Raw genomic sequence first — 15,847 nt, forward strand, 5'->3', positions numbered from 1 at the left:
GAACCAGAGTGTGGGCCGAAATGGCCCGGTGGGCATGTGTGGCGGCGATGGCGGTGCTGGCCGGTGGGGTGGTCGTGTGGTGGCTGTCCCCGGGAGGCCTGGGGCAACCGGGACCGATCGAAGTCACCGAGGGGCCTTCGGCGTCGATGTATCGAGTGGTGGCGGGTGTCTTCGATTTCTCCTTGTGGTCGGTGCGGGCCGTGGAGTTGTTCGGGGAGGGGTGCCTGCTGATTCTGGGCGCGCTGTGGGCGTGGTCGGGTTGGTCGGCGCTGCGGGTCCGCGAATGGCCGTCGGTGGTGACGAGTGCGGCGACAGCACTGGGCACGGTCGGGGCGTATGTGGTCAGCGAGGGGGTGAAACTCGTGGTGGACGAGGAACGACCGTGCCGCGCCGTGGGGTCGGCGGTCGATCCCGGCTTCTGCCCGGAGGCCGGCGATTGGTCCTTCCCCAGCAATCACGCTGTCCTCGCGGCGGGGTTGGCTACGGGACTGGTACTCGGGCGGCGCGGGATGACCGCTCCGGTGGTGGTGTCGGCGTTCGTGGTGGTGGTGTCGCGGGTGGCGGCGGGGGTTCACTATCCGCACGATGTGGTCGCGGGCAGCGTACTCGGTGCCTGCGCAGTGGGTGCGGTGCTGGCCGTGGTGCGGTCAGCGGAACCGGTCGTGCGCGGTCGTATCCGGGGTGCCGAGACCGGCCTCATAGGCGACGACCGCGGCGGCCGCTCGATTGTCGACGCCGAGCGTGGCCAGGATCGAACTCACATGGGCCTTGACCGTCCCCTCCACCACGTTCAACCGGCGCGCGATCTGTCCGTTGGTCAGACCGGTACCGAGCAGGGCCAGAACCTGCCGTTCCCGCACGGTGAGCGTTTCGACGCGGGCGCGGGCGCTCGGCCGGCTGTCGGTGGCCGCCCACGGCCGGGAGTTCGCCAGGTGGGCGACCACTCGCGCGGTGACTTTCGGTGAGAGGTAGGCGGCACCGCCGGCCACCGCGTGGACACCGGCGATGAGTTCTTCCGGATCACCCGATTTGATGAGAAATCCGGTGACTCCGCCGCTCAGTGCGCGCAGGATGTAGTCGTCTTCCCCGAAAGTCGTGAGCACGATCAGGCCGGTACCGGGCGCGATCCGCTGGATCTGCGCTGCTGCGGTGATGCCGTCCAGTCCGGGCATGCGGATATCGAGCACAGCGATATCCGGGCGGTGCCGCCGCACAGCATCGACCGCTTCCCGGCCGTCGGCGGCTTCGGCCACGACAGTGATCTGCGGATCGGTACTCAATACGGCGCGCACACCGGCGCGGACCAGCGGCTCGTCGTCGGCGATCAGAACCCGTGTCACCAACTCTGGCTCTCGGCGATCACGTCGATGCTCACCAAGGTGTCCTCGACTGGCCGGAAACACAGGCGGTAGACATCACCTGAGCGGTCTTCGAAGGGGTTCGCGGTGATCGCGTAGTACTCGCAAGTCCTATCCGGAGCGGGCCGCTCACCGGGAGGGGCGTCGAGTTGTCGCGCAGGAAGGTAGCCCGATACTTCACTGCGGTGCTGTCCGACCCGAAGCCGGTCGAAGTCCGTCCGATGCAGGACCGAGGTCCGCAAGGTCATCGCCTCCCATATCCACAACCCACCGGTCAGCAGAACGCCTGTGACCAATGGAACCACGACCGCGGCCACCGCCACGCGCCGGAGACGGGCACGGTCGCGGTGCTGCTGCTCGATGATTCGGATGTCGGCGAATCCGGTTTCCGCAATGAATTCATCGTCCCCGCCGGTGCCGTCGGGGCGATCGGGAAACCACGCACGCACAACGAACTCGTCGCCGCGGCGGCCGTGCGACAGCGTCCCACCGGCCAGCCGAGCCCTTTCCGCCAAACCCACAAGACCGGAGCCCGTCCCGCCCACGGCCCGCGCAGACAACGAGATCGGCGCATTGGTCACCGACACCTCGGTTCCGCTTTCGCGGTAACCGATCATCACACGCGCCGACGAAGCCGGAGCATGCTTGGCCACGTTGGTCAGGCCCTCCTGTACCACGCGGAACACGGCATGCTCGACCATAGGCGAGACCCCCGAGCGCGCTGCGTCGATATCGGACTCGACCCGCAGGCCCCCGGCGCGGGCGCGTTCGATCAGGCCGGTGATATCCGGTGAGACCGGCCCACCAGGGGAAGACCGCAGGACGCCGACCACTTCACCGAGATGATCCACCGCCTCGGCGGCTTGCGTCCTGATCCGGCGAGCCGAATCCCGGTGCTCCGCGGACAGGCCTTCGGCCATGTGCAGGGCCCCGGCCGACAGCGCTATCAAGCTCAGCTGGTGGCCCAGCCCGTCGTGCATGTCCTGGGCGATCAGGAGGCGTTCCCGCAACCGGACCTGTTCGGTCAGCAATGTTTTCTCCCTCTGCACCTGCGCGGCGAGCTCCCAACCAGCCCGGGTCAGCGCACGCGACAAGTACCAGAGCCGACCGAAAAACCACGGCACCATCCCGGCAGCCACAAACACCGCCGAGAAGACCCCGGCGGCAGATGTCGACGAGGGCCATACGGAGACCACGCCCACGACCGACGCCGCCACGGCCACCAGCACCACTGCCGCGGGCCGTACCGAACGCGCACGGGAGCCCGCGAACAACCCGCACACCACGACCACGGGAATCCACCACCCATCGGCCGCGCTCAGTACCGACCCCGCGACCACCGCCCCCGACCACGCCCCCTCCACCCACCACCCGGTCACCGGCGAGCTTCCCGGCACCATCCTCGATCGATCCACACCCCGACCCTAGGGAGTCCCTCCACCGGGCAGGCGCCGGGCGGATCGCGGGCCGACGCCTGCTGTTCAGCGGTTATCGAGCGTTCATCGTGTCGGCACTTCGGGAAGGACAGAGCGAACGGTTGTCAGTGGTCCGCTCGCAGGCCGGCCAGGACGATTCTCAGCCCGGCGCGGAATTCGGCTTCCGGGTCACCGGCGGCGGCCACACGAGCGATCTCGAGGAGCCCGGGGAACCGCTCGGCGGGTAGCTGCCCGATGCGGCGAACCCGGCGAAGCGGCCTTCGTGAACCAGCCCGGCGCTCTCGCCGGCTGGCAGTCGGTGACCCCGCCCGGTTATCGATTCGACAACAGGATCACCGCGGCGTCCGGGCTCGGCATGCTGTTCCGCAACGCCACGTCCGCCGCACCTCGCGCCCGCTGCCCACTACTGGTATGCGCCTGCGACCGGGAAAATCTCATCGATCCCGCCATCGCCGGACGAGTCGCCGCCACCGCCCCGCGGGCGGTCCGGAAGCACTACGACGCCGACCATTTCACCGTCTACCACCCGCCGGTCGTCGACCGGATCGTCGCCGACCAGATCGACTTTCTCACCACCCACCTGACCGGAGAAGCGGGAGGCCCGGCTCGTTGCTCGACACCGGTACCGAGCCGGGCGGGGCCTCAGTTGGAGATCCCCGGCGCCCTGTGTACATAGGTGCGGTCGGTGACCTGGTCCAGCAGGAACTCGGCGATATCCGCGCGGGCGATCTTCAAGGTGAGCCCGCGCTCCGCACCGGAGAAACCGCGACGATAGGTGCCGGTACGGGGTCCGTCGGTGAAAGCGCTGGGGCGCACGATGGTCCAGTCGAGATCGCTGGCGCGTACGTAGCTCTCCTGCTGTTCGTGATCGGCGTAGGCGGGACGGAGCAGGAGGCCGAACATGATGTATTTCCAGAGGAAGTTCAGGTTGGCGCGGCTGTCCCCGGCCCCCAGGGTGGATTGGCAGATCAGCCGCTTCACCCCGGCACGGTTCATCGCCTCGATGACCGTACGGGTGCCCTCGGCCCGCACCACCCCCTTGCGGCCGTTCCCCAGGGCCACCAGCACCGCGTCCTGACCGAGGACGGCCCGTTCGACCGCGGCCGGATCGAGCACATCGCCCTCCACGACGCGCAACCGCTCGTGCGAGCGGGTGATCCGGCTCGCGTCGCGGGTGAGTGCGGTGACCTCGTATCCGCGCTCGAGCGCCTGCTCGACGATATGCCGCCCGACCGTACCGGTGGCTCCGAAAACCGCGATTCGCATGGTCGCCTCCTGTTTCCCGAAAATTGTTGTGTGCTGACTGGAACCAGTACAACAAGCGGAAACGAGACGGAACATAGCTCGAACGCTCGATGGCATAAGCGAGCGTCTATGGTGGTTCAGCCCTGGCGAAAGGCCCGGACGGTCGCCTCGTCGGCCGGGTAGAAGGCCTCGATATGCAGTTCGTCGATGGTGACGTCGGTAGCCGACATCGCCGACGCCGTGATGCTGAAGAAAGAGAAATCGGCCTCACCCACCCGCAGCCGGAGCGGAATCACCACATCGGCGCGCGCGGTGACGCCCGGATCACGGCACGGATAGCCGGATACCTCGTCGAGCAGCTCTTTCAAGCGGGGATCGCCGGTGGCGTCCAGCCGGCCGCGGACCTGGCTCAGCAGATGCCCGCGCCACTGGCCGAGGTTGCGGATACGCGGCGCCAGGCCCCGCGGGTGCAGGGAGATGCGAACGGCGTTGACCGGCGGTTCCAGCAGATCCGGGGCACAACCCTCGAGGAGCACATCGGTGGCCGGATTACGGTCCACCACATCCCACCACCGGTCCAGCACCAGGGCCGGATGCGGTAGGTGCGCGTCGAGCAGGACGCGGAATGCGTCCATGACAGCGTGTAGTTCCGGCGCGGACACCTCGCGCTGGCCGTATCCGGGAGCGTAACCGGCGGTGAGCAGGAGTTCGTTGCGTTCCCGCAGCGGAACGTCCAGATGGGCGGCGAGATGTTCGACCATCTCGCGGGTGGGCCGCGAACGCCCGGTTTCCACGAAGCTGAGGTGCCTGGTGGAGATCTCCGCCCGCGTCGCGAGCTGCAACTGACTCATCCGCCGCCGCTCGCGCCACGAGCGGAGCAGACCACCCACCGAGGGTTCCGTTGTGACCATCTCTCGGATGCTAACCGTTCCGGTAGCCGATCCCATTACCTCTGAGGTAATCGCCCCCGCGCCCGGTCGCGGCAATGCTGAAGGCACCTGGTCGTCGGCACCGGGAAGCACTCGAAAGGATCACCGATATGAACGACGTCGTCACCGCCTACCTGCAGACCTGGAACACCACCGACGCCGGGGCACGGACGGAGCTACTCGCCCGCCACTGGGCACCGGCGGCGACCTACACCGACCCGCTCGCCGAGGCGGCCGGGCGCGAGGCGATCGGCGCCACCATCGGCGCGGTGCACGAACAGTTCCCCGGCTTCGTCTTCACCCCGGTCGGGGAACCGGATGCACACCACCGGCAGGTCCGGTTCCAGTGGGGACTGGGTCCGGCCGGCGCCGAACCGGTGGTGATCGGTTTCGATGTACTGGTCACCGACGAGCAGGGCCGGATCGACACCGTGCTGGGGTTCTTGGACAAAGTGCCGGGCTGAACCTCGCCGAGTGCCACCGGTCCCGGCCGGGCCGGCGGCGAGTGCACTACCGGCACAACCGGTTTCGGTATGCGGGCGCCCGGTCCGGGACGGACCCCGGTATTTCGGATGCCGCGGGCGGGCATCGATATACCGCTGTTCCGGCAGGACAGCGGCGCGATGGGTTCCGGTTCCGGAGTCCGCCGCACGGGCGGTCGCGATCAGGCGCGGCCCAGCGCGAGAGTGACGTTGTGGCCGCCGAAACCGAAGGAGTTCGTCAATGCGTAGTCGATACGCTGCGGCCGGGCGGCGCCGCGGACGATATCGAGATCGGCGTCCGGATTCTCCAGGTTGAGGGTGGGCGGCACCACCTGTTCACGCAGTGTGAGCGCGGTGAGGACGGTTTCCAGCGCCCCGACCGCCCCGATGGAATGCCCGAGCGCGGATTTCGGCGCGTACACCGAGGCATCGGGTGTGACGGCCCGGATCGCGGCCGCCTCGGAGGCATCGCCTACCGAGGTGGCCGTGGCGTGCGCGTCGACGTGCTGGATATCGGCCGGTTCCAGGCCCGCCGTGGCGATCGCCTTGCGCATGGCCCGGGCCGCGCCGTCACCGGCCGGATCGGAAGCGACGATGTGATACGCGTCGGAGGTGATGCCCGCGCCCAGTATCCGGGCGTGGATGCGAGCGCCTCGCGCCCGGGCGTGCCGCTCCGATTCCAGGACGACCAGCGCACCCGCCTCGCCGAAGACGAAACCGTCCCGGTCGCGGTCGAACGGCCGGGAGGCCGCTTCGGGTTCGGAGTTGCGCGTGCTCATGGCGCGCATCATGGCGAAACTCGCGATCGGCACCGCGTGGATATGTCCCTCCACCCCGCCGGCCACCACCACATCCGCCTCTCCGGTGGCGATCAGCCGCCACGCGTGGGCGATGGCCTCGGTTCCGGATGAGCATGCCGAGACCGGTGCGAAAACACCCGCCTTCGCCCCGATTTCGAGGCTCACCGCCGCCGCGGGACCGTTGGGCATGACCATCGGCACCGACATCGGGGACACCTTGCGGTACCCGCCCGCGCGCATCGCGTCGACGGCGTCGATGAGCGCGTCACCACCGCCCAGACCGGTGCCGATGGATACCGCGAGCCGCTCGCCCGCCACCTCCGGCTGCCCGGCCTCCCGCCAGACCCGCCGCCCCAGTACCAGCGCGAGCTGCTCCACATAGGAATGCCTGCGTTGTTCGACGCGGGTGAGGTGGGCGCCGGGATGGGATTTCAGTTTGCCGCCGATACGTACAGGGAGGTCGTACTCGGTGACGAACTCGTCGTCCAGCGCGGCGATACCGCTGTCGCCGCGCAGCAGCCGGGACCAGGTTTCGTCCATATCGTCGGCGAGCGCGGTGGCGGCCGCATAGGCGGTCAGCACCACCGGCCGGCCGGGACGAGTTTCTGTAGCGATCGATACAGTCACAGGTCATGAATACCTGTAGCGTTCGCTACAGTCAACTCATGGCACGCCCACTCGACCACGCCAAACGCGCCGAACTCCTCGACGCGGTCGTGCGCTATATCGCCGAGCACGGCCTCGCCGGTCTCTCGCTGCGCCCGCTGGCCGCCGCACTGGGCACCAGCTCGCGCATGCTGATCTACTACTTCGGCACCAAAGAGGAACTGCTGGTACAGGCGCTGGCCACGCACCGCCCCGATCTGACCGCCGTCTTCGCCGATCTCCCCGACGCCGCCGCCCTCCGGCAGCGGATGTGGGAGTTCTGGCAGGAGAACACCAGCGGCCCGGGTGCCGTGAGCGTCAAGGTGATGTTGCAGGTACTCGGCGCGGCCTGCGCGCCCCACGGCCCCTACACGGGCTACGCGGACGAGGCCATCGCCGTCTTCGTGACCACCCTCGCCAACGCGCTGCGCCGGCTCGGCACCGAGGAGCCAGAGGTGGTCGCCACACTGCTGGTTTCCGGGCTCCGCGGCGTCCTGCAGGACCGCATCCTCACCGGCGACACCGACCGCGCCGACCGCGCGGCACGGCGGCTCATCGACCAGAACATCCGCTGATCGTCCACTCCGTACCCGCCGCGGCGTCCCCGCCCGGTATTCGATGCTCGTCGCACGTAGCGCCCGCACCCGCCGGCCGGCGCGTTCCGCCGCCGGACCGGCCGGGGTGCCACCCCGCCACCCCGGCCGACGGGCGGACCCGTCCACGTAGGGTGAGCGCGTGAGATTGTTGCCGTTGACGCCCCCGGGGCAGACCCCGGTCCGGGTGCTCACCATCGCCGGAACCGATTCGGGCGGCGGCGCCGGAATTCAAGCCGATACCCGGACCATGGCCCTGTGCGGGGTACACGCCCTCGTAGCGGTGGCCGCGGTGACGGTGCAGAACTCGGTGGGGGTGAGCGGTTTCCACGAAATCCCGCCGGAGGTGGTCGCGGATCAGGTGCGCTCGGTGGCCGGCGATATCGGGGTCGGCGCGGCCAAAACCGGCATGCTCGCCTCCAGCCGCATCATCGAGGCCGTGGCGGAGGTGTGCCGGGAGACCGGGATCGGGCGCGACGGCGCGACACCGCTGGTGGTGGACCCGGTCGCGGCCTCCATGCACGGCGACCCGCTGCTGCACACCGAAGCGCTCGATGCCGTGCGGTACACGCTGTTCCCCTTGGCCACGATCGTGACGCCGAACCTGGACGAGGTGCGGTTGCTGACCGGAGTACGGGTCACCGACGCGGCATCCGCGCGAACCGCCGCCGAGGCACTGCACGCGCTCGGGCCGCGCTGGGTGGTGGTGAAGGGCGGTCATCTGCGGTCGTCGGCGAACAGCACCGATCTCCTGTTCGACGGGGAACGTTTCCTCGAGTTCACCGCGCCACGTATCGATACCGGTAACGACCACGGCGGCGGCGATACGCTGGCCGCCGCGATCGCGTGCGCGCTGGCACACGGATACTCGGTGCCGGACGCGTTCGAATTCGCCAAGGAGTGGACCCGCCGCTGCCTCGAAGCCGCCTACGACCTCGGCGCGGGCCACGGCCCGGTCTCCCCGCTGTGGCGCCTGGCGTAACCCGTATCTGTCGGTGGCCGGGCGCATACTGAGGGCGTTACGCACCACCGCCGCCCACAACGGCGTGGGGACGAGAACAACGGGGTTCGCTGTGGAACGTAGCCATCCGGTCCGATGCCTGCCGCAGCAGCACCGGGGGCCGGGACAACCGAACCGGGGAGCGTCGACGTCGGCCCGCGGGTCACGGCCGGCTACTCCCAGCAACCTCCCAGGTTGCCTGGAGCCCGGCCCCAGCCCGCGGTCCGAATCTGTTCGGTATGACCGAGACCGTGGCCGTCGCCGGACCGGCGGAACATGTGGTCGACCTTTCGATGCCGCCCGTGCTGGACGTGGTCGTACCCGTGTACAACGAAGAAACCGACCTCGGCGTCTGTGTGCGCCGACTGCACGAGCATCTGGAGAAAGGCTTCCCCTTCCCGGCGCGGATCACCGTCGCCGATAACGCCAGCACCGATTCCACGCTGGCGGTGGCGGAGTCGCTCGCGGGCGAACTGGGCAACGTCCGGGTGGTGCATCTCGACGCCAAGGGCCGCGGCCGGGCATTGCGCACCGTCTGGCTGCAGTCCGATGCGCAGGTGCTCGCCTATATGGACGTGGATCTGTCCACCGACCTCAACGCGCTGCTCCCCCTCGTCGCTCCGCTGGTTTCCGGGCATTCCGATCTCGCCGTCGGTACCCGGCTGGGTTCCGGTTCCCGGGTGGTACGCGGACCGAAGCGCGAATTCATCTCCCGCTGCTACAACCTGCTGTTGAAGGCGTCGCTACGGGCCCGTTTCTCCGATGCCCAATGCGGTTTCAAGGCCGTCCGCACCGAGGTCGCACGGGAGCTGCTGCCGCTGGTGCAGGACGGGGAATGGTTCTTCGACACCGAACTGCTGGTACTCGCCGAACGGGCGGGCCTGCGTATCCACGAGGTGCCGGTGGACTGGATCGACGATCCGGACAGTCGTGTCGATATCGTCGATACCGCCCGCAAGGACCTGCGCGGTATCTGGCGGCTGGGCCGCGCCCTGGCCACCGGCTCGCTGCCGTTGCCGCGACTGCGGCATGCGGTCGGCCGCGAGCCGCTGGTGCCGGGAGTGCCGCTCGGCATGGTGGGCCAGGTGATCCGGTTCGCGCTGGTGGGGACGGCTTCCACCTTCGCCTATATGCTGCTGTATCTGCTGCTGCAACCCTCGGCCGGGGCGCAGGCGGCGAATTTCGGCGCGCTACTGCTCACCGCCGTCGCCAATACCGCCGCGAACCGGGCCTTCACCTTCGGTGTGCGCGGCCGGACCGGGATGGTGACCCACCAGTTCCAAGGACTGTTGATCTTCGGCTTCGGGCTGCTGGTCACCGGTGGTTCGCTGTTCGTTCTGCACCGCTGGGCCCCGGGTGCCCCCGTGCAGCTGGAACTGTTCATCCTGGTGGTGGCGAATCTGATCGCGACCCTGCTCCGCTTCGTAGGGTTGCGCTGGGTGTTCCGTACGGCCGGACGCGCGCTTCCCGGTATCGAAGAGGCCGCCCGATGACCGTCACCCCCACCGGCGCCACCGCGTCGTTCGCCGTCGCACCGGTGTCCGCACCGACCCGGGCCAACCGCTGGGAGCATCCCGCCTCGGCAGTCCTGCTGCTCGCTACCGGACTCTCCTATCTCTACAACCTGAGCGCCAACGGCTGGGCCAACTCCTTCTATGCCGCTGCCGTCCAAGCCGGTTCGGAATCGTGGAAGGCGTTCTTCTTCGGTTCCTCCGACGCCGCGAACTCCATCACCGTGGACAAGGCGCCGGCCGCGCTGTGGATCATGGAATTGTCGGTGCGTCTGTTCGGTCTGAACAGCTGGAGCATGCTCGTTCCACAGGTCCTGCTGGGCGTGGCCACCGTAGCGCTGCTCCGGTCGACCGTGCGCCGTTCGTTCGGTCCCGCCGCCGGGCTCATCGCCGGGGCGGCGATGGCGCTGACTCCGGTCTTCGCCCTCATGTTCCGCTTCAACAATCCCGATGCGCTGCTGGTTCTCCTGATGGTGGCCGCGGTGTGGGCCATGACGCGCGCCCTCGCCGACGGCCGCTGGCGCTGGCTGGTACTCACCGGAACCTGCGTCGGTTTCGGTTTCCTGGCCAAACAGTTGCAGGTCGTGCTGGTGGTACCGGCTCTCGCGCTGGTCTACCTGCTGGCCGGCCCGCCGCGACTCGGGAAACGGATCGCGCAGTTGTTCGCCGCGGGCGCCGCCATGGTGGTGGCCGCCGGCTGGTGGCTGCTCACCGTGGAGCTCTGGCCCGCCGATTCCCGGCCGTATATCGGTGGTTCGCAGAGCAATTCGATCATCGAACTCACTCTCGGCTACAACGGGTTCGGCCGGTTGAACGGTAACGAGCCCGGCAGTGTCGGCCCGGGTGGAGAACTCCCGCCGGGCGGAAACGGGATGTGGGGACGAACCGGGCTCACCCGCATGTTCGACCAGATGCAGGGCGGGCAGATCGCCTGGCTGATCCCGGCCGCGCTGGTGGCGCTGGTCGCGGGCCTGTTGTTGCGCGGCCGGGCCGCCCGCACCGACGGCCCACGCGCCCAGATACTGCTCTGGGGCGGCTGGCTGCTGGTCACCGGGCTGGTATTCAGTTATATGGCCGGGATCTTCCACCAGTACTACACGGTGGCGCTGGCGCCCGCCGTCGCGGCGCTGGTGGGTATCGGCGCGGTGCTCCACTGGCGCAACCGGTCCCGGTGGTGGGTGCGCGCCCTGGCCGCCGTCGCGGTGGCGGCGACCACCGCCACCGCCTGGATGCTGCTTTCGCGCAGCGCGGATTTCCTGCCCTGGCTGCGCTGGACGATCCTGGTCACCGGCGTTGTCGCGACCGTCGCGCTCCTGGTCCCGCTGCCGCGCCGGACGGCCGTGGTCGCGGCACTGCTCGCGGGGTTCGCCGGTCTCGCCGGCCCGGTCTCCTACACGGTAGACACCGTGAATTCGGCGCATACCGGTTCGATTCCGACCGCCGGGCCGAGTACCGGGATGTTCGGCGGTATGCGGCCACCGGGTATGCGCGGCGGCCCCGACGGTGGGCCCGGTATGCCCGGCGCGGCGCCCGATATGCCCGGCGGCCCGGCAGGTATGCCCGGAGCGGGCGGTACGGCTCCGGGTGATGGCGCGGCCGGCGCTCCACCCGTGGGCGCACGGCCGGACGGTGGCGGACCCGGTGCGATGGGCGGCGGGCCGGGTGGCGGCGTAATGCGCGCCGCCGAACCCGGCGACGCTCTCGTCGCGCTGCTCGAGGAGAACGGCGACGCCCACACCTGGGCGGCCGCCACGGTATCCGCTACCAGCGCCGCGGGATACCAGCTGGCCACCGAACTGCCGATCATGCCGATCGGTGGCTTCAACGGCAGCGATCCCGCACCCACCCTCGACCGGTTCCAGCGGTATGTCGCGGCCGGGCAGATCCACTACTTCCTCGACGGTAGCAGCAGCGGACCCGGCGGACGCGCGGGTACGAGTTCCGAGATCACCCGGTGGGTGCGGGAGAACTTCCCCGCGAACGAGGTGGACGGGGTGACGGTCTACGACCTGACCGCACCGAACTGATTCCCTGCCGCACAACGCCGACGGCTCGGACCACCACCGGTCCGAGCCGTCGGCAACTCCGCGCGCCCCACCCGGCGCGCAGAAGGAATCAGGCGGCGAAAACCTCGGTGAGGTCGCCGTAGAGCCGCTGTTCGGTGAACTTCAGATCCGAATCGATCGCCGCGTACACCGCGCCGGGGATATCGACCTCTTTACCGTTCTTCAGGTTGTAGTGGATCCGGATCTCGAACAGGACCTCCGTGATCCCGTTGGTCGCCGGATGCGGTTCGATCCAGTGCACCACCGTGTGCTCGATCGCGGTGCACTGGTCGAGCACGTACTGGATCGACGCGGTGGCCGCGTCCCGGCCGGTCACGGGCTCGGCATTGGCGAAGGTCAGCTTCACGTCGTCGGTCATCAGCTGGGCGGCCTCGGCCAGCCGGCCCTCGTCGATGTGCTCGTAGTAGTCCTCCACCATTTGCCGGACGGCCGACATAATTTCTCCTTGCTGAGTTTCCCAGGTAGGGAACGGTTTTCGCGATGCGTGCCCACAGTAGTGGAAGTTCACGCATCCCGCCCCCGGGACCGGAACTTTCGCTCGCGGCAAGGAAGGCTCCCGGTCCGGAGACCGGGAGGCCGAGACCCGGCCGACGGTACCCGCTGATTCCGGTAGCGCGGGCTACGGCGCCACCGGCGCCGGAACAGCCGCCCGGACGGCCGCGCCCTCGTGGTCCAGCAGCACATCGCCGCCCTGCGTGGACACGATCGGGGTGTAGGGGTCGGGTTCGAACGTATCCCCGAGCAGCTCCCGCAGCACCGCCACACCACAGAACGGCACGTAGTACGGGCTGTAGCCACCCTCCTGCACGAAGGCGATACGTCCTGAGCAGACTTCGGCCGCGGTATCGAGCATCCGGCGCGTGAGCTGTGCGAAACCGGCGCTGGTAACCATCTGCCGAGCCAGCGGGTCGAGGATGCTCGCGTCGAAACCACTTGCCACGATGACGAGTTCGGGCCGGAACGCGCGCAGCGCCGGGATCACCACTTCGTCGAGTGCGTACGAGTAGGCGGCGTCGCCGCTGCCCGGCGGAAGCGGGATGTTGAGCGAGTATCCCTCCCCCGCTCCGGTACCGCGTTCCGCACGGAAACCCGAATTCGGCGGGAAGCAGAGATGCTGGTGGATCGAGACGGTCAGCACCGAAGGATCGCTGTACCAGATCTCCTGGGTACCGTTGCCGTGGTGGACGTCCCAGTCCACGATGGCGATTCGCTCCAGGCCGAGGACTTCTCTGGCGTAGGCGGCGGCGATGGAGACGTTGTTGAAAATGCAGAACCCCATACCGGAGGCTCGGGTGGCGTGATGTCCGGGCGGATTGACCAGCGCGTAGCCGGTATCGATCGTGCCCGCCACGACCTGCGCGACGAGTTGGATCGCCCCACCGGCCGACAGGGCCGCGATCTCGTAACCCCCTCGCCCGAAGGGCGAGCATCCGTCTCCCGCGTCACCGCCTTTCGGCAGCAGACTCTCCTCCTTGATCCTGGCCAGATGCTCCGGGGTGTGGACGCGCAGGATGTCTTCCTCACTCGCCGGTACGGCACGGACCGGGTGCAATCGGTCCAGCAGGCCCGATACCGCGACCAGTTCGTGGAAACGGCGCTTGGTATCGGGGTGGGCGAGATGGTGACCTATCGGCTGCAGGCCCGTGGTGGCATCGGCGGGGAACAGGCTCCCCGAGCCGGTGTCGACCCATCCGAAGACGGTGTTCCAGACGTATCCGACTGTCATGGTCGTGCTCCTAGGTGTCGGCGGCCCACCCGAAAGGGGCGCCGGACGGTAAAGCGTGCGCAATCGAACGAGGGCGCCCGCTAATCGAGCCATAAGCGCAGTGGGAACGCAACAGCAGCGATAACGTTCCCGGGAACGGGCCGCCCGGACGAGCATATGGCGCCTGCCCGGCCCCCGTATGCGCGCGGGGAAGCAGGAATTCACCCGATCGTCGCCTGATGGCAGCGCCGGCCTGTCAAAGTCGGACGGTATGGGTGTTGTGCGTCGGGCGGCCGCCGGTTGCGCCGCTGTGCTCGGTCTCGTCCTGCCCGCCGGTTGCGCACCGGCGCCGGAGCAGACCCCGGCCGGGGCGGGCGCCATCCCCTTGGTCTCGACGCACGATCTGCCCGCGGCGCGGCCGGGGGAGGTCCACCTGTTCGGGTTCAACGATCTGCACGGTCATCTGGAACCACCGAAGGCCCGCAACGGCCTGATCGGCGCGTACTCCGCGGGCGGAGCGGCCTATCTGTCCGCTCACCTCGACCGGCTGCGTTCGGCCTACCCGGACAGCGCGGTGCTCTCGGCCGGTGACAATATCGGCGCCGCACCGCTGGTGTCGTCACTGTTCCACGACGAACCGACCGTCACTTTCCTGAACGGGCTCGGGGTGGCGGCGTCCGCGGTGGGCAACCACGAACTGGATCACGGGGTACGGGAGCTCGCGCGGCTGAGCAGGGGCGGCTGCGCACCCGAGGGCTGTTCGCCCGGGGAACCGTTCACCGGTGCGGTATTCGATTTCCTCGCCGCCAACCTCACCGACGCCTCCGGCGAACTGCCGCCCGAGGTGCGGGCATGGACCATGCTGGAGGTCGGGGGTCACAAGATCGGCGTGGTGGGCACGGTCACCCCCGATACCGTGAACCTCGTTTTCCCGGAGGGTATCCGCGGCTATACCTTCGGCGATCAAGCCGAAGCCGTCAACAGGTATGTACCCGCCATGAAACGGGCCGGTGCGGAAACCGTGATCGCCCTCGTGCACGACGGCGGCGCCCAGGGCACCCCGCCGGAATCCACCGATTACAACGGTTGCGCCGATATCGACCCGGATATCGGCGAGCTCGCCGCCCGCACCGACCCGGCCGTCCGGGTTCTGTTCACCGCGCACAGTCATCAGCCCTACGTCTGTGAATTCGACGGCAAGGTGGTGACGCAGGGCTCCTCGTACGGCCGCCTGATCACCGATGTCACCCTGCGTTTCCACGATGACGGTGAGGTCTCCGCGGCCGCGGTGAACCGGGTGGTCACCCGTGATATCGCCCCTGATCCCGCGGTCACCGCCCTGATCGATTTCTTCACCGCGCAGGCCGCGCCGCGCGCCGGGCGGGTGGTCGGCACCGCCACGGCCCCGCTGACCCGTGGGGGTGCCGGCGGCGAATCCCCGCTGGGTGCGGTGATCGCCGACGCCATGCTGGACGTGACGGACGAATCGGCGGGGGCGGTGGCGGCCTTCATGAATCCCGGCGGAGTACGGGCCGATATCGAGGCGGGCCCCATCACCTACGGAAACATCTACGAGACCCAGCCTTTCGGTAACCAGGTGGTCACCCTGACCCTCACCGGACGCCAGATCCTCGATCTGCTGGAACAGCAGTGGGACAACGAGAGCGAACCCGCGCTCCTCGCGGTGGCCGGTCTCGCCTACGCCTACGACGCCACCGCGCCTGCCGGCAACAAAGTGGTCGACGGGTCGGTACGCATCGGCGGGCAGCCCCTGAACGAAGTGGCCGGGTACCGGGTGAGCACCAACAATTTCCTCGCCTCCGGCGGGGACGGGTTCACGGTCTTCACCCGTGGCACCGATACCGCGATCGGCCCCACCGACCTCGACGCCCTGGAAACGTATCTGCGGGACCGGGGGCCGCTACAGCCGCCCCCGGAGCGGATCGAGCGCCGCTGATTCCTACGCCGGGCCGGACGAGCGATGCGTACGCCGGCGGTCGCCCTGCGGTCGAATGCCACGATGAATCGGTAACGGCGGCAAAAAATCTCGGAAGCGGGAACCGATCGCGCCGAGGTA

General features: G+C 68.8%; 15 protein-coding genes and 1 pseudogene. 8 read left to right on the top strand and 8 right to left on the bottom strand.

All coding sequences use genetic code 11. From position 1 onward, the window contains the following. Window positions 1–146 precede the first annotated feature (146 nt). Window positions 147–632, top strand: a pseudogene (locus ACYR7D_RS04135) (phosphatase PAP2 family protein); the annotation flags it as partial. Between the two features lie 15 nt (window positions 633–647). On the opposite strand, the gene ACYR7D_RS04140 reads toward ACYR7D_RS04135, so the two are convergent. From ACYR7D_RS04140 to ACYR7D_RS04150, 3 genes are all read right to left on the bottom strand, one after another. Beyond that, window positions 648–1,340 (bottom strand): response regulator transcription factor, encoded by a 693-nt coding sequence (locus ACYR7D_RS04140; RefSeq protein WP_459548302.1) that lies wholly within the window; start codon window positions 1,338–1,340, stop codon window positions 648–650. After that, window positions 1,337–2,773, bottom strand: coding sequence for a sensor histidine kinase (locus ACYR7D_RS04145; RefSeq protein ID WP_459548303.1), 1,437 nt, complete (start codon window positions 2,771–2,773; stop codon window positions 1,337–1,339). The genes ACYR7D_RS04140 and ACYR7D_RS04145 overlap by 4 nt, the downstream gene beginning before the upstream one ends. 125 nt (window positions 2,774–2,898) lie before the next feature. Continuing rightward, window positions 2,899–3,114 carry a TetR/AcrR family transcriptional regulator C-terminal domain-containing protein gene (locus tag ACYR7D_RS04150; protein WP_459550006.1) on the bottom strand — a complete coding sequence of 72 codons (216 nt, stop codon included), beginning with the start codon at window positions 3,112–3,114 and terminating at the stop codon, window positions 2,899–2,901. Here ACYR7D_RS04150 and ACYR7D_RS04155 point away from each other — a divergent pair. Then, on the top strand, window positions 3,057–3,470 hold the full coding sequence (locus ACYR7D_RS04155; protein ID WP_459548304.1) for a hypothetical protein: 414 nt from the start codon (window positions 3,057–3,059) through the stop codon (window positions 3,468–3,470). The genes ACYR7D_RS04150 and ACYR7D_RS04155 overlap by 58 nt on opposite strands. Here the strand turns inward: ACYR7D_RS04155 and ACYR7D_RS04160 are convergent. Next, window positions 3,437–4,060 (bottom strand): NAD(P)-dependent oxidoreductase, encoded by a 624-nt coding sequence (locus ACYR7D_RS04160; protein ID WP_459548305.1) that lies wholly within the window; start codon window positions 4,058–4,060, stop codon window positions 3,437–3,439. The genes ACYR7D_RS04155 and ACYR7D_RS04160 overlap by 34 nt on opposite strands. A gap of 116 nt (window positions 4,061–4,176) precedes the next feature. After that, window positions 4,177–4,950, bottom strand: coding sequence for a helix-turn-helix domain-containing protein (locus ACYR7D_RS04165; RefSeq protein WP_459548306.1), 774 nt, complete (start codon window positions 4,948–4,950; stop codon window positions 4,177–4,179). 128 nt (window positions 4,951–5,078) lie between these two features. Here ACYR7D_RS04165 and ACYR7D_RS04170 point away from each other — a divergent pair, with 128 nt between their 5' ends. Then, window positions 5,079–5,432: a nuclear transport factor 2 family protein gene (locus ACYR7D_RS04170; protein ID WP_459548307.1), complete on the top strand. Its 354-nt coding sequence runs from the start codon at window positions 5,079–5,081 to the stop codon at window positions 5,430–5,432. A 200-nt stretch (window positions 5,433–5,632) separates the two neighbouring features. On the opposite strand, the gene ACYR7D_RS04175 is transcribed toward ACYR7D_RS04170, so the two are convergent. Further along, window positions 5,633–6,877: a KasA/KasB family beta-ketoacyl-ACP synthase gene (locus ACYR7D_RS04175; protein WP_459548308.1), complete on the bottom strand. Its 1,245-nt coding sequence runs from the start codon at window positions 6,875–6,877 to the stop codon at window positions 5,633–5,635. A 38-nt stretch (window positions 6,878–6,915) separates the two neighbouring features. Here ACYR7D_RS04175 and ACYR7D_RS04180 point away from each other — a divergent pair, with 38 nt between their 5' ends. From ACYR7D_RS04180 to ACYR7D_RS04195, 4 genes are all read left to right on the top strand, one after another. Next, a complete protein-coding gene (locus ACYR7D_RS04180; RefSeq protein ID WP_459548309.1) occupies window positions 6,916–7,470 on the top strand; it encodes a TetR/AcrR family transcriptional regulator in 555 nt (184 codons plus the stop codon). A gap of 160 nt (window positions 7,471–7,630) precedes the next feature. Next, window positions 7,631–8,470, top strand: coding sequence for a bifunctional hydroxymethylpyrimidine kinase/phosphomethylpyrimidine kinase (gene thiD, locus ACYR7D_RS04185; protein ID WP_459548310.1), 840 nt, complete (start codon window positions 7,631–7,633; stop codon window positions 8,468–8,470). 257 nt (window positions 8,471–8,727) lie between these two features. Next, complete coding sequence (locus tag ACYR7D_RS04190; protein ID WP_459548311.1) at window positions 8,728–9,981, top strand: bifunctional glycosyltransferase family 2/GtrA family protein; 1,254 nt, start codon at window positions 8,728–8,730, stop codon at window positions 9,979–9,981. Then, window positions 9,978–12,026, top strand: a complete 2,049-nt coding sequence (locus tag ACYR7D_RS04195) for a glycosyltransferase family 39 protein (RefSeq protein ID WP_459548312.1) — start codon at window positions 9,978–9,980, stop codon at window positions 12,024–12,026. Before ACYR7D_RS04190 ends, ACYR7D_RS04195 begins: the two co-directional genes overlap by 4 nt. A gap of 88 nt (window positions 12,027–12,114) precedes the next feature. On the opposite strand, the gene ACYR7D_RS04200 is transcribed toward ACYR7D_RS04195, so the two are convergent. Next, on the bottom strand, window positions 12,115–12,501 hold the full coding sequence (locus tag ACYR7D_RS04200; protein WP_459548313.1) for a nuclear transport factor 2 family protein: 387 nt from the start codon (window positions 12,499–12,501) through the stop codon (window positions 12,115–12,117). Window positions 12,502–12,684: 183 nt separating this feature from the next. After that, the gene (locus tag ACYR7D_RS04205; protein WP_459548314.1) at window positions 12,685–13,791 is read right to left on the bottom strand and encodes a class II histone deacetylase; all 1,107 of its coding nucleotides are present in this window, start codon (window positions 13,789–13,791) and stop codon (window positions 12,685–12,687) included. A 250-nt stretch (window positions 13,792–14,041) separates the two neighbouring features. Here ACYR7D_RS04205 and ACYR7D_RS04210 point away from each other — a divergent pair, with 250 nt between their 5' ends. After that, window positions 14,042–15,727 carry a bifunctional metallophosphatase/5'-nucleotidase gene (locus ACYR7D_RS04210; protein WP_459548315.1) on the top strand — a complete coding sequence of 562 codons (1,686 nt, stop codon included), beginning with the start codon at window positions 14,042–14,044 and terminating at the stop codon, window positions 15,725–15,727. The last annotated feature ends 120 nt before the right edge of the window (window positions 15,728–15,847 follow it).

The organism is Nocardia sp. X0981 (assembly GCF_977089955.1).